General features: G+C 65.5%; 16 protein-coding genes. 10 read left to right on the top strand and 6 right to left on the bottom strand.

All coding sequences use genetic code 11. The annotated features are described in order from the left end of the window. Positions 1 to 110 precede the first annotated feature (110 nt). Positions 111 to 461: a hypothetical protein gene (locus tag ACSHT8_RS24325; RefSeq protein WP_436493210.1), complete on the bottom strand. Its 351-nt coding sequence runs from the start codon at positions 459 to 461 to the stop codon at positions 111 to 113. 280 nt (positions 462 to 741) lie between these two features. Here ACSHT8_RS24325 and ACSHT8_RS24320 point away from each other — a divergent pair, with 280 nt between their 5' ends. Genes ACSHT8_RS24320 through ACSHT8_RS24310 form a run of 3 tightly spaced genes read left to right on the top strand, consistent with a single transcriptional unit; the run spans position 742 to position 2,293 of the window. Beyond that, on the top strand, positions 742 to 1,032 hold the full coding sequence (locus tag ACSHT8_RS24320) for a hypothetical protein (RefSeq protein ID WP_436493209.1): 291 nt from the start codon (positions 742 to 744) through the stop codon (positions 1,030 to 1,032). Beyond that, a complete protein-coding gene (locus ACSHT8_RS24315; protein WP_436493208.1) occupies positions 927 to 1,652 on the top strand; it encodes a helix-turn-helix domain-containing protein in 726 nt (241 codons plus the stop codon). Before ACSHT8_RS24320 ends, ACSHT8_RS24315 begins: the two co-directional genes overlap by 106 nt. Continuing rightward, positions 1,649 to 2,293: a DUF2637 domain-containing protein gene (locus ACSHT8_RS24310; RefSeq protein ID WP_436493207.1), complete on the top strand. Its 645-nt coding sequence runs from the start codon at positions 1,649 to 1,651 to the stop codon at positions 2,291 to 2,293. Before ACSHT8_RS24315 ends, ACSHT8_RS24310 begins: the two co-directional genes overlap by 4 nt. Positions 2,294 to 2,404: 111 nt before the next feature. On the opposite strand, the gene ACSHT8_RS24305 is transcribed toward ACSHT8_RS24310, so the two are convergent. Beyond that, entirely contained in the window at positions 2,405 to 2,644 is a 240-nt protein-coding gene (locus ACSHT8_RS24305) for a hypothetical protein (protein ID WP_436493206.1), read from the bottom strand. 281 nt (positions 2,645 to 2,925) lie between these two features. Between ACSHT8_RS24305 and ACSHT8_RS24300 the strand changes: the two genes are divergently transcribed. After that, on the top strand, positions 2,926 to 3,423 hold the full coding sequence (locus tag ACSHT8_RS24300; RefSeq protein ID WP_436493205.1) for a hypothetical protein: 498 nt from the start codon (positions 2,926 to 2,928) through the stop codon (positions 3,421 to 3,423). Between the two features lie 469 nt (positions 3,424 to 3,892). Further along, a complete protein-coding gene (locus ACSHT8_RS24295; RefSeq protein WP_436493204.1) occupies positions 3,893 to 4,357 on the top strand; it encodes a hypothetical protein in 465 nt (154 codons plus the stop codon). 365 nt (positions 4,358 to 4,722) lie between these two features. Here ACSHT8_RS24295 and ACSHT8_RS24290 read toward each other — a convergent pair whose 3' ends face one another. The 4 genes from ACSHT8_RS24290 to ACSHT8_RS24275 form a co-directional block, all read right to left on the bottom strand. Further along, entirely contained in the window at positions 4,723 to 6,042 is a 1,320-nt protein-coding gene (locus ACSHT8_RS24290) for a relaxase/mobilization nuclease domain-containing protein (protein WP_436493203.1), read from the bottom strand. After that, on the bottom strand, positions 6,039 to 6,410 hold the full coding sequence (locus tag ACSHT8_RS24285) for a hypothetical protein (protein ID WP_436493202.1): 372 nt from the start codon (positions 6,408 to 6,410) through the stop codon (positions 6,039 to 6,041). Before ACSHT8_RS24285 ends, ACSHT8_RS24290 begins: the two co-directional genes overlap by 4 nt. A 337-nt stretch (positions 6,411 to 6,747) precedes the next feature. Then, positions 6,748 to 7,440: a 2'-5' RNA ligase family protein gene (locus ACSHT8_RS24280; protein WP_436493201.1), complete on the bottom strand. Its 693-nt coding sequence runs from the start codon at positions 7,438 to 7,440 to the stop codon at positions 6,748 to 6,750. Then, positions 7,437 to 8,762, bottom strand: coding sequence for a helix-turn-helix domain-containing protein (locus ACSHT8_RS24275; protein WP_436493200.1), 1,326 nt, complete (start codon positions 8,760 to 8,762; stop codon positions 7,437 to 7,439). The genes ACSHT8_RS24280 and ACSHT8_RS24275 overlap by 4 nt, the downstream gene beginning before the upstream one ends. A gap of 162 nt (positions 8,763 to 8,924) precedes the next feature. Between ACSHT8_RS24275 and ACSHT8_RS24270 the strand changes: the two genes are divergently transcribed. The 5 genes from ACSHT8_RS24270 to ACSHT8_RS24250 all read left to right on the top strand — a co-directional run bounded on the left by ACSHT8_RS24270 (position 8,925) and on the right by ACSHT8_RS24250 (position 12,976). Beyond that, positions 8,925 to 9,287 carry a hypothetical protein gene (locus ACSHT8_RS24270; RefSeq protein WP_436493199.1) on the top strand — a complete coding sequence of 121 codons (363 nt, stop codon included), beginning with the start codon at positions 8,925 to 8,927 and terminating at the stop codon, positions 9,285 to 9,287. Positions 9,288 to 9,616: 329 nt separating this feature from the next. Then, positions 9,617 to 10,393: a hypothetical protein gene (locus tag ACSHT8_RS24265; RefSeq protein WP_436493198.1), complete on the top strand. Its 777-nt coding sequence runs from the start codon at positions 9,617 to 9,619 to the stop codon at positions 10,391 to 10,393. Further along, positions 10,371 to 11,828: a B12-binding domain-containing radical SAM protein gene (locus ACSHT8_RS24260; protein WP_436493197.1), complete on the top strand. Its 1,458-nt coding sequence runs from the start codon at positions 10,371 to 10,373 to the stop codon at positions 11,826 to 11,828. Before ACSHT8_RS24265 ends, ACSHT8_RS24260 begins: the two co-directional genes overlap by 23 nt. Continuing rightward, a complete protein-coding gene (tmk, locus tag ACSHT8_RS24255) occupies positions 11,825 to 12,466 on the top strand; it encodes a dTMP kinase (RefSeq protein ID WP_436493196.1) in 642 nt (213 codons plus the stop codon). Before ACSHT8_RS24260 ends, tmk begins: the two co-directional genes overlap by 4 nt. A 45-nt stretch (positions 12,467 to 12,511) precedes the next feature. Next, on the top strand, positions 12,512 to 12,976 hold the full coding sequence (locus ACSHT8_RS24250; protein ID WP_436493195.1) for an NUDIX hydrolase: 465 nt from the start codon (positions 12,512 to 12,514) through the stop codon (positions 12,974 to 12,976). Positions 12,977 to 13,030 lie beyond the last annotated feature (54 nt).

The raw sequence follows: 13,030 nt of genomic DNA, 5'->3' as shown, positions 1-13,030 counted from the left end.
CGAAACCGCCGCTCACACGTCAATGGTCGCGCCGCCACCGACGGAACGAACAGCGGCTGCCCCGTTGACACCAATGTCAACGGGACAGCCGCCGTCACGACCGAGTCGACTCAGCCGGTGTAGAACGCGTAGACGCCGCCCGAGGTGGCCGACGAGCCGCTCGGACAGGTCCCGTACGACATCCGCTGGTCACCAGCCCACCGCGACGGGCCGTAGTAGGTCCAGCCGTTGGTGCAGTTGACATAGCCCTGGTAGTTCCAGTCGGGGCCGTTGCCGTCGCACCAGCCGCCGCCCCAGTTTCCGCCATAGTTGCCGTAGCACTGGCCAAGCCACCCGCTCTGCACCGCGGTCGTACCCGCGGGAGCCTCACCCGCGGGCGCCGCCGAGGCCACAGTCGGCGCCAGCGCGAGAATCGCCAGGCCCGCGATCGCCGATCCGGCCAGCTTGATGATCTTCGTCATCGATGTCGTCCCCTTGTCCGTCGGTACTCTCCAGACGATCTTGAAGGAGCCCGATTGACACTTTGTTGACACGGAGACAGCGTCCGCACGGTGGTCGACGAGCCGACCGAAGGCGTAGACAAATCAGGGCCTCGTCCCGTTAACCGAGACAAGGCCCTGATCTGACTACTCTGGTGCGCCCGAAGGGATTCGAACCCCTAACCTTCTGATCCGTAGAAACGAGCGGATCATCCCGGGCACAGCCCGGCAGCGATCTTTCCTGGCGACCCACCACGACCACGTGCCACCGTCGCCCGGCGACCTGCTCATCGAACTCACCTACGGCGCCCGAATCGCCCAGGACGCGACCTCCGGCCGCTGGTGCGCAGTCGCCCAACTCCTCCGCACCGGCGCGGTCTACTCATGGTTCGAACTTGGTGCGGCGATGGGCATGTCCGCCACCGAAGCCCGCGACGGCTTCCACGCGTGGATCGACGGTCAACTCCAACTCCGCCACGACACTCACGGCATCGGCCTCACCGACGCCCAGGCCGAGGAACTCCGCGCGCAGTCCCAGGCGGTGGACTGGTGAGCATCGAAGCCATCCACTGGGCACTCACCGCCGCCCCAATCCCCCGCGACCGCCGCGACGCCTCCAGCCTGGCGATCGTCCTGGTCGGCCTGGCGAACCACGCCGACCCCGACGGTCGCAACGCCTTCCCATCCCTGCGCCGCTTGACCCGCTACACCCGCCTGTCCGAACGCTCCGTGCGCTACGCCTTGCGCACCCTGGAAGACCTCGGAGTCATCCGCCCGTCAGACCCCAACATCGTCGCCGCCTACGTCAAACGGGCCGACCGCCGCCCCAACGGCTACGACCTATCCCTGGAGCAACCCGAACCTGTGGACAACCCACCAGACGACCGGCAACCACTGCCACCCGTCCCGGCCCACGAGGGGCAATCTCCGCAGCAACGAGGGGCAACCAGCGCCTCCACGAGGGGCAAGCCTTGCCCCCGAAACATCCTTAACCATCCAAAGAACCTTCCGCCCGACGCCGACCCACTCCGACCCCCGTGCGGCTCCTGCGACGCCCGCCCACACGACCCACCATCGGCCCGACTCATCTGGTCTAACGACGATCCGACCCGCGCCATCCCGTGCCCCCGGTGCCACCCACGAGCCATCACCCCAACCGGAGAACTCGCATGACCGCCACCAACGGCCACCTGGCGGCACAGATCCGCGAAGCCCTCAACACCGCCCGCGACTCCGGCCAACCAACCCCCGGCCGCCCCACCCTCGTCCGCCTCACCGGCGCAACCGACCACGCCGTCCGCAAAGCCCTCGCCGAGTTGGCGAGGACTCCCACCACCCCTGGCGACGTTGGCGAACCAGCATCACCAGCGCCCGACCAGCCACCCGCCACCTCACCCGCGGCCGGAGCCCGATTCGTCGCCTGGGCAGGCTTCGTCTTCGGCTCGATCATGTCCGTCGCCGCCAACGTCCTCCACACCTGGCTCCCCGCCAACACCCACGACACCACCTGGTCACCAGGCATCGCGCCCCAAATCGGCGCTGCGGTCTGGCCGATCGGACTCCTGGTGTCCGTCGAGGTCCTCTCCCGCGTCATCTGGCCAACCGGCTGGCAATGGAACCTTGCCCGCTTCGGCGGCACCGGCACCGTCGCCCTCGGATCCGCAGTGATCTCCTACGGACACCTCCGAGACCTACTCACTGCCTGGCACTACGACACCCTGGCCGCCGCAGTCGGCCCCCTCGTACTCGACGGCCTGATGATCATCTCTGGCTTCGCCCTGCTGGCGATGTCCGACCGCCGCGAACAAGCATGAGCTAGGTCCCTCACACGACGATCAGGCCAAAGCGCGGGACAACCGCGCGTGCCCACCCCGCGCGGACGTTAGCCGCCTGCCAGGCTCAATCACGTGCGGCCCCGACCACGACTACATCGAGCCGACGGACACCTGGTGGACGGCGCGGGCGGCGACGCAGGCCGGGGCGGAGCACCAGGGCCAGGTCTCGGGGTGCTCGTCCTCGTGCTGACGGCGGATGGTGTCAAGTAGGTGGACAAGCAAGTGCCGCAGGACCAAATGACGGTGGTGTTCCTCGTTCGGGTCCATGTTGGTCTCGATTCCGGCAGCAGAACTGTCAGTGCGGCCGAGTGAGCGCACGGAACGCCTCATCGCTGGTGGTTCTCCTCCTCGGGAGAGCGTCATCTGGGCCGTCAGCGGATCCTGCTGGCGGCTACGCGGCGCTGGTTCACCGTCCCCCGTCATTACGGGAGCAGGCGACACCGGCTGGTGTCACATAACCATTCTGACCTGCGGTTTCGGGCGCTGGGCGGCCTCAGGACGATGGTGGAGATCAGCAGAGTCGCGCCTGGTTAACACCAGTTGTCGGCGTGGCAACACAAGTCAACAGCGAGGAATCTCTAGGATTCGACCAACGAACGGAGGGAGAACGGATGCCTCCCCGGCTAACCAAGCCGCAGGATCTGCCCGAGGCCCGCCAGGCCATGGTCGACATCCTGTGGCGCTTCTACGTCTGGGCCGATCGGCCGTCCGCGCAGAAGATCGCCAAGGCCATCCAGGACCTACCCGAGCAGGAGCGGAACGGCACCGCCAACCACGAGACGGTGCGCCTCACGCTTCGTGGTGATGCTCTCGGTGCCTGGCAGACGGTTGAAGTGATCTTTCTGGGTCTATGCGAGCTCGCCGACATCGATCCCGAAGACGAAGAAGGAGGCGACAACCGCTGGGATCCACCGACCTCATACCGCGAACAACTGCGGCGAGCCTGGCATCGGGCCGTGGACGGCGACTACATGCCTGACAAGCCACGCACCCGGACCGAACGCGCCCGCGAAGCCGCCCAGCGCGCGAAGGAACGAGTGACGCAGACCGACGACCCCTGGGGCACCGCGCCGCCCACAGGCGGCTTCAACGACAAACCGCCGTTCTAACAATTGACGAGGTTCGCACTCACTAGTGAGCCGGTGCCGCAGGAGGCTTGTGGAGAACGTCCAAGCAGTCCCGGCGGATCGCGTGCGGCGCAACCAAGCCCATGGACTCGCCCGAGAGCCAGTGAGCTCATCCAGCGCCGAAGACGTCCGGCTCAGGCTCGATCGCCCGCTCACCGACCCAAGCGGGAGCTGTCGGCTGTACGCCCGGACGACGCCGACGTTCTCATCCGCGCGACTCTCCGACCTGGCCAACTGAGTTCACCGTTGACCCGGTCCGCCGTAGCGAGGTCGTGGCCGCGACGGCTCCCACGGGTTCAACGCCGTCGTCTGACTCATCGGCGTCCGAATTTTCCGCCGCCTAGTCCTCACCTCGGAGAAGTAGAAGCGACGTAACCGCCGCGTCGTCGTTCTTCGATAGTGGATCTAGCCGAAGAGGTAACACCATGGCGATGGCCGGCGACGCCAAGTCATGGCAGTCACCTCACTCATAATTTCGATTCTGTCCGCACTGCTCACTGCTGGCGCGGTGTGGTACGCGCGCGGCCAAAGGAACGCTGCCGACAAGGCTTCCGAAGCGGCAGTTCGCGCCGCAGCGGCTGCTGCCGAATCGGTTGAATTGCAGCGCCTCTCCGAGAATCGGGCTTCGGATGCAGCGGAGCGGGGAAAGATCGACTGGAAGCTTGATCTGGTCTCCGGGCAACGGTACATACTCCGAAACGCTGGCACACACAGCGCCTTCGGTGTCCACGTCGAACAGGGCGCGGTGAAAGTCGAGGGCAACGAAACCGACTTCCCAGAGTTCCCTTCCAACCACGGAGTGGAACTCGTCCTTGCAAAGAGTTACGGGCAGGTCAATGGCCCCATCGTCATTACTTGGCACGCGAATCCAACTCTATCCGACAAGGAAGAACGCCAAGAAGTCCCGGTCATCTAGGGGGCCGACCAGATCAGATCCATATAGTTTCAGATACCGACTTTCTCGGAATCTCGGGAAGGTGTACGTGGCACCGTTGGGCATGGAATCGCCGGAATTTCGGCATCACCTCAATTCCGACCTCAACGTGCGCTCCAAGACGACCGTCAGCAAATCACCGGCTGCGGTGCTTGGTCGACACGGTTGCGGGTCGGTGATGAACATTTCTACCGAGGGGGTTCGTCGCGGCTATGGGCGTTGCGACCATCGGTGTCGCGTGCGCGGGCTGCGTCTGTGGGGCCGCTTCGCGCGGGCGAGGCACGGTGTCGGCGTAGTCGGTGAGGATCGCGGAAACGGCTTGGGCATGTCCTGCTGCGGCAGGCTGGTTAAGCCGGGCACGCCAGTTTGCGATCTCGGCGACGAGCCCAGCCACGGCGAGGATTAGGGAGGCCAGGGCTGGCCCGTCGCTGTACTTGCGGACAGCGAGCTGTCCGGAGCGGGCGATTCGGCGGGACGCGGTGCGTAGATCGCGGGCAAGGCCAGAGTTGTTCGGGTTGCCCGCGGCCGGGGTGGCGGGCAGCACGTTCGAACCGGGTGGCAGCAGCGACCATCTGCGGGTTGTCCGGTCCTCCGGTGACCTCAGCGAGGGTTACTAGCAAGTCGCCGACGGCGTGGGCGATGCCGGGATCTGCTCGTCCGGCTGCTTGGCAGGCGGCGCGCGTCCGGTCGACGAGCTGGGCAGTGTCCTCTAGGGCGGCGCGCTGTTCTTGGCCCATTGGAAACAGTCGTGTGTGTTCGAGCATCGGCGGAGGCAGGGCTGTGGCGGTGGCGAACCGCTCGACGAGCTTGGGAAGCGACAGGTCTGCGGCCAACGACCGGCCGCCGAACCACACCAGGTCACCGCTGATGCCTGCCCAATCGACGAAGATCGCGACGGCATAGCCGATCGGGCGGCCAGCAGAGTCGGCACGCACACGCAGCCGGGTGAATGGGTCCTCGCGCACTAGGTCGAAGAACTCCTGCAGACTGCCAGCGGCTGCGGCAGCGGTGCGCACCGCGTGACGCAACTGGACACGAGATGCCTCACCACGGCCGGTTCGGCGGGCCTTCTCCGTCTCGCCACGCTCCGGACTACGCGGGGCGGTGCGGTCGATCGGTGTGGTCGGTGTCAGCCCGTAGCGATTCTCGGCGGCCAGACACGCCTCACGGACCCGGTGGTAGTCCCGCCGCGGTGACACACTGCGCAGCGTGTCCTGGCGGACCAATACGGCGGCGATGTGGATGTGGTCGGGGGCGTGGCGCACCGCCACCCAGCGACAGCCACCCGGGTCACCGGCAGGGGCGATCCCGGTCCGGTCCATCACGTCGGCAGCGACCTGCGCCCATTCGTCGTCCGTGAGTTCACGATCGCCGGGTGCCGTGCGCAACGCGCAATGCCACACCGGTCCCTGTGGCCGGGTAGCTCCGTCGATCAGATCCGGCTCGCGCTGCGGGATTCCTGCGGCGAACGCCGGGTCTGCAAGCAACGTGGCCAGCGCGGTTGTATCGAACTCGTCGAGGCCGCGACGCGGCGGTTGGTGCCTGGAGGGCAAGCCATCCCAGGAGGCCACGACGTGCTGGTCGCTGTGCTCGTGGTGACGGCCTGGACCGAAGAGGTAGCGCACCAGACCGTCGACCCGCCAGCCGCGGATCACCCGGCCGATCACAACCGCCCCCGCAACGCAGCCGCCGCAGCGTCCAACTCTGTCAACGTGTCGGTCACTCGCATCGCGAGAACTTCAACCTCGCGGGCCACCCGCGCCAGCGCGCTGCCGGGCGGCAGTTGGCCGTGGCTGTTGACATGACGGGTGATCTGGTTGAGCAGCCTGCCGACCGCCGCGACCTCCTGACCCAACCCGGCCACGGGCGTGGCGCGCTCGACCACAATCCCGAGCGCCCGACGAGCTTCGGCCGTCAGCTCGCCGCGCCAGCGCGCCCGAAGATGTTCCTCGATGATCTGTGCGGCATAGGCGCCCTCGCTCATCCCCGCCACCGCCGCCAACGTCATCAGCCGCTCACCGTCGACTGCGGTCAACGCGATACGCCACGTAGCGGGATAACCGCCGTCCACCCGCTGCCGACGACCGGCTCGCCGACGACGCCCCGGCTCGCCCTCGTTCGATCCCATCGTGTCCACGCAGTCCCCCTCGCGCCCGAATGGCTCCGACACGACCTGGCTGTGGACAAGGACGGACCACGTGGCCAAGCGGTGACGAAGCGACGGCGACCCAGGGGGACGGGTCGTCAACACCTGCACTCCAGCATGCCACCGGCCCGGCGGCCCGAGCCCGTAACGTGCAGTTACTCCTATCTTGCTCCGCAGCGCAGCTTCAGACTCGCGCGCGCCAATGCCCCTTCGTGCCTTGCTGTAGCTAGGAAAGAGCGATAACCGCCAACACGTCGAACCGGTACGCACGTGCGTCCCGTCGTAGCTCGACCAGGGCCACTGAGGACACCGACGTCTCGACAACCGCTAGCCCGCGCAGCTCATGGAACATGGGCATCAACATTGGGACAGGGACCTCGGTGTTGGCGTAGGCGATGCTCAGGTGCGGCCGGAAGTAGTTCGTATCAGCGGTGGCCCGCGCACCAAGGACCTGATTGGTCGCGTTCGCCAGCTCGCGATGCAGAGCAAGGACCTGAGTCCACGGCGAGACGCTGAACCGGAGCGCGCCGCGGGAACCAGCCAGTGGTCCAACCGTCAAGTCGAACGCGGCCAAACTCTGGCACCGCTGCCGGGCGACCTCCGCGACTTCGTCCACCTCACTCCGGTCGGCCTGATCGGTGAACGCGAGTCGCCCCATCGTGAGGTGAAGCGCGTCCAGGGGAACTGGGTCGAACACCGGCGAGTCGATCCGCGACTGACACTGTTTGGCGAGGTGCCGCACGTCGTCGGCGTCCTCGAAGGTCAGCATCCAGTGATACGACCGCCGACCTGGTGTCCAGCCTGGCCGGTCCCAGTGGTTGCTCATGCGATCGACAGCACGATATGCCTGCCAATCGTGTTCCTGGATGACGTACGGATCTTCCAGGTCGGACGGCAACTCCGCCGGGAAAGCACTCAAGATGACATCCCCCTGCTCCCCTGTTTCCAATCGCTCAGCGCCGTCGCGAACTCTCGACTGGCCTGGCCGGTGCCCCGCTGTTTGAGGCTCAGAGCCAACTCTCTCGCCCTGCTGCCAACCGATTCGATCGGCTTGGAAGCGGACGCGGCCAATGCCGACATCCCAACAGCCGCAGCGTGTTCCAGGTCAGCGTCAGGACCCAACGTGAGCGCGGTCGCCTCGTCCAAGCTGACCAACGATCGACTCCAGTCGGACTCAGAGTCCGCCACCACGGTGTTCAACTGCCGGGTCAGGTCGAGCACCCTGCCTGCATCACCCAACGACAGATAGGCGGTCGCCGCGTTTGCCGCTGTTCGTGCCCAGCCGTACGGCTGGAAGTCGATGCACGAGGTCATCGTGCGCGGCCCATCGTCCACCAGGTTCAGCGCCTCGTCGATGGCTTTATCAGCGACGCGGCGGTCACCGAGTTTGCCCGCCGCGCGCGCTACACCGTTCGACAGGAGTCGCACCCGCTGACGATCGTTCCCAGCAATCTGAAGGCCGATCTGCGCCAGACTCAGTGCCTCCTGGTAGCGCTGTTGGTAGTAGGCGGCAAAGCTCTGTGTGCCCTTGACCCAAGCAAGAAGTGGCAGATCGTCGAGCGCGGTCGCCAACATCGCTGCCTCCAACGCGAAGCGTTCCGCTGCGGCGAACTGACCTAGGTTTACAGCCATGTACGCGAGCAACGCGGCTTGGCGAGCGCCAATTCGCGCAAGCTGTTCCCTTTCCTCAGCTCCCGACACTCGCTCGCTGAGGCGCTGACTCAAACGACGCAGCGCCCGAACCTCGGGCGCCAGTCTATTCGGACCTTCCAACTCATACCGAGTGACGACGGACTGTGTGTACGTGTCGAGCATCGCCAGCGTGTGAGTTGGCCCGAGCAACGCGAACACCGCAGTCAGGTCCTGGTCAATCGGGGACCTAGCGTCGCTGGTGCCATCGGCAATGTCGGTCTGGCGCCACCCGTCGATCCGGTCACGAACAACGGCGAGCTCGGCTTCGCGCTGGTCATGCTCGACCTGGTACTTCGCCGCGCGAAACTCCACGAATGAGGCCAGAAGACCGCCCTCAGCCCGCAGGAACTCGTCCGCGGCTTGCCAGAACTGCTCATCCGCCCGCGCACGGCCTTTCTCCAGGTGCGCGATGCGAGTGCGGTCGCAGTAGGTGTGCGCGCTGAGTTGAGCCTGCGTCACGCTCGCGGCCTTCCGGAACGTGGCCAGGCGTTCGCCCAAAGCACGGCGTAGCTCCGCGATCGCAGTGGCTTCTCGTGTCACGTCGTCCACGCTTTCGAGTGTCCTGGCACTGGAACCGTCGCCAGCCTATCCGCAGGTGACAGCACGCGTGACGACCGTGCGCACACTCTTCTGCACAGTGAGTGTCGGCCGCTTGGCTCAACGCAGACACCCGAAGTCGGGAATCCGCTGCATGAGGAGCTGATCGCGGCCATGACCGCACACGCGACTGTTTCCACAGCCGACGCGCTGCGCCGGTTCCCGGAGTTGGCTGAGCTGGTCGCGATCAGAGATGCGGGTTGGAACTTCCATCTCCTCCGCAACGAGGACGGCAGCCTGCTCGGGCTGGCTGCCAGCTACAGCCAGCAGCAGTACACCGACGCCGTCTTTGTGTTCGACCGCTCGCGAGTCGTCGCCAATCGAATTCTGGCCGACGACTACGGAGGAGGGATGGTCTGGTTCAAGGACGGCAACGACATCCAGGAAGTCGTACGAGACCTACGGGCACTGCCTCCACCTGGCGCGCCCGGTGCGCCGTCGCTGGTCATTCGCTCAAGTTCGCTGTGGAAGCCGTAGCGCTGCGAGAGGACAACTCAGTGAGTCTCCAGGACTTGATTCTGATCGTCGTGTTGATGGCCGCGGCCCTCGCCGCCGCCTACTACGTGAGGCCATCGCGGGGCCAACACAGCAATCCCCGCGGCGCGGTAGTCACCGTTGATTCGCTGTATGCGCGGTGGACGCCACCAGTGGAGGCGTCTGCGGTTTTCTCGGCGCACGGCTTGTTGTGCGGCTATGACGTCCGGCACGACCAATCGGCGACTCGCCGACCATCCGATCGTGTGGTGTTGGGAAACAGGCTCCGCCACGGACAATGACTGCAAATCCGCAGTCTCGGAAGGGGCCTCATGTCCAACCCGTCGATCATGCTCGACCACCCCGCATGGGTATCTACGGAAGATGGCCGCCCATCACGGGCTTGCCGTTGGGGTGACGCGACCAAGTTGATCTCGTACACGGGCGACACCATGGCCGTTGACGTGGCCGACCAGCCAATCTTCGACGTGATCGACCCAGCCGAACTCTCAGGCTCGGGTGAACTCACCGACGCACTCCGCGCCGAAGGCCCGGTTGCGCGGCTGAGGAACCCCGATCTCTGGGAAGCACTCGCCACCTCCGTGATTCGCCAGGTGATCCGCGCGAGCCAGGCCCGCAAGCTCTACCGCGCGTTCTGCGAGGCGTATGGCGAGCAGGTTGGTCCGGCTCTGCTGCTTCCAACTCCCGAGACTGTGCTCGCGCTGACCGACGACGAGTTCGCCGACCTGGGCATGAAGTTCTTCCGCCGCGCGCTGCGTGCCGCCGCCGAGGCTTACCTCAAGCACGGCGACGAATGGACGGCACTGCCTGCGGAACGGCTCGTCACGGAACTTCAGACCGTGCCCAGAATCGGACCGTGGTCCGCGGGAGCCACCGTCGCCGACTTCACCAACGACTTCACGCTTTACCCGTACTCCGACCTCGCTGTGCGCACGTGGGCCGCACGTCTCGCACCATCGTTGAACTGGCCCGATGACGAACGCGACTTCGCGAAGATGTGGCGCGCGCTGGCCGGAGACGAGTTGTCACAACTGACCCTTCTTACCCTCGCCTGGGGAGCCCGTCATGCCAATGGAGTCGCCACATAGCCACGTCGTCGGGGCCGACCCGTCCCGCGATCTCGACGCGCTGTTCGTCAACGCGCCTCTGCGCGACTACGGCGAACGACCACGGGTCAACGATTTCACCTTGCCCGTTCTGGGAATGGCCTACATCGCCACCTACGCGGCAAAACACGGCTTCAACGTCGGCGTCCTGGACGCCGAAGCACTTGGCCTCGGCATCAGCCAAACCGCACAGGCGATCAACGCGCTCAGCCCGCGTTGGGTCGGGTTCAACCTTCTCGCTCCGACGTACGAGATCAGCGCCACCGTCGCCGCGGGCCTGGATCCGAATATCAAGATCATGGTCGGCGGGCACCAGGCGAAGGCCATGCCGACCGAGATCCTCAGCGATCCACGCATGTCGCGCTGCGAAGCGCTTGTGATCGGCGAAGGCGAAACGCGCGTCGCACAGTTGCTTGATGACCATCGCACCCGCGCCGACCTTCCCGGCGTCATGTGGCTCGATCCGATCATGCGCACACCGGTCACCGGTGGTCGACTCGGCAACGCTCACCATCTCGCACCCGACATCGATGCGCTGCCGTTCGTCGACCGGCGGTTCCTGGTCCAAGACCCGCGCACGGACAACGGGCGTCGCGAAGCGAACATGGTCGGCGCCCGAGGATGCCCCTACGACTGCACCTTCTGCGGCGCCGCGGTGAGCGCCAACCCGGACGTCACGATCCGCACTCGCTCGCCGCACAACATCCTTGAGGAGATGGACGAGCTCCGGGCGGACGGGGTGACCGCGTTCCGATTCGTTGATGATCTGTTCCTCGGCGCCCGCCGAGTCATCCGCGACATGATGGCGGCGTTCCGCAGCAGCCAGGTTGGCGAGTGGGCGGTGTGGGACGCGACCGGCCGCATCAATGTGCTGCATCGCGAGCCGGACGAGGTACTTGATCAACTCGTTGCTAATGGGCTGCGGGAGGTTGCGCTCGGTATCGAGTCGGGCAGTGAGCGGATGCTGAGCTATGTCGACAAGCGCATCACGCCTGATATCGCTCGGTCAGTAGTCCGACGACTCACTGAGCGTGGGATCAACGTCAAGGGCTACGTGATCGACGGCTTCCCCACTGAGACCCGCTCGGAGATCGACGCAACTGTGCGGCTCGTGCACGACCTGTGGGACATGACCGACAACCTGCCTGGACGGTTCCGTGCCTCGGCGTTCGAGTACCGGCCTTACCCCGGCACGCCCGACTGGACACGGCTGATGGCCACCGGGAAGTACAGCACCGCGCAGTTGCTGAACTACAGCGCCGTCGATCTGACATCAGGTGGGGTCGACGAGTCGATGCGTGAGCGCGACGAGTTCAACTTCTCGATCAACATGCAGTTGAGTGATGCGCCGATCCCTTACATCCGCGACGCGCTCGTGCGGTTGGCTCGCGCACAGTTCGACCGGAGGGCGGCATGACGCGCGCGCATCGCGGGCTCCTGGTGGCTGTGGAGGGTCCGGCCGGGTGCGGGAAGTCAACGACGGTCAGCAGGCTGCAGCGATACCTCGATGCCCGCGGGTATGCGGTGCACTCTGCGGCGCAGCCCTCGCGCGGCACCCTTGGCGAGATCGCCAGACACAACACGGACGTCTATCACGGCCTGTCGCTCGCCTGCCTGGTCGCGGCCGACCGATATCACCACCTCGACACCGACCTTCGGCCTGAACGCGACGCCGGACGCATCGTGCTCTGCGACCGATACGTCGCCTCGTCCTACGTGCTGCAGCGCATGGACGGCGTGCCGCTCGACTTCATCGAGGCACTCAATTCCCAGGCTGACCGTCCCGATCTCGTCGTGCTGTTGACGGCCAAGCCACGAGTAGCAGCGGCGCGAGTTGCCCGGCGGGGCGCACATGATCGGTTCCATAAGGGCATAGACACGACGATCACTGAGGTTGAGCTGTACGAAGAGACGAGAAAGCGGCTCCAAGCGCGGGGCTGGCCGGTGCTAGAGGTAGACACGACTGCTACCCCGCAGTCGAAGGTCGTTGAGCATCTTGCGACGGTGATAACACGCTTGGCGGAGGAGTCGGACGTCCCGCCAGCGACCGCGTAGCCTCCTGGTACCCATGGACGCGATCGCACTGAGGACTTCGCCCGAATGTCAGACCAGCACACGATCATCGACGTACACGTCCTGCTCGTCCGCGACAACCAGGTTCTACTCACCCAGCGCCGCGGCTCCTACGGCGGCGGTATGTGGCACCTGCCGTCAGGAAAGCTGGATGCTGGCGAATCAGTGCTCGCCGCGGCCGCCCGCGAGACCTACGAAGAGGTTGGTGTAACTGTCGCGCCTATTGATCTGCGACATGTGCACACCCTGCACGTTGCTGGTTCCGGGCCTGCCCCCCGCCTTGGAATGTTCTTTGAAGCCCGGGTGTGGACCGGCGAACCAACCAACCGCGAACCCGAGAAGTGCTCCGAGATTAGTTGGTTTCCCTTGGACGCATTGCCATCTAACGTAATTCCCTATCCACTCGTCGGCATACAGGGCTTCCTTAGTGGCACCACGTTCGATGTCATCGGATGGCGGGAACAAGCTGGACCTTGTCCTGCATCTATCTAACCTAGCAACAGCGGTCTAGACTCGCTATACACCTGCGGCCGGTGCCATACGCTT

The organism is Actinokineospora sp. HUAS TT18, assembly GCF_051364635.1.
Taxonomy (GTDB): domain Bacteria; phylum Actinomycetota; class Actinomycetes; order Mycobacteriales; family Pseudonocardiaceae; genus Actinokineospora.
The sequence above is the reverse complement of the archived record's forward strand: the minus strand, read 5'-3'. Positions and strand labels throughout refer to the sequence as shown.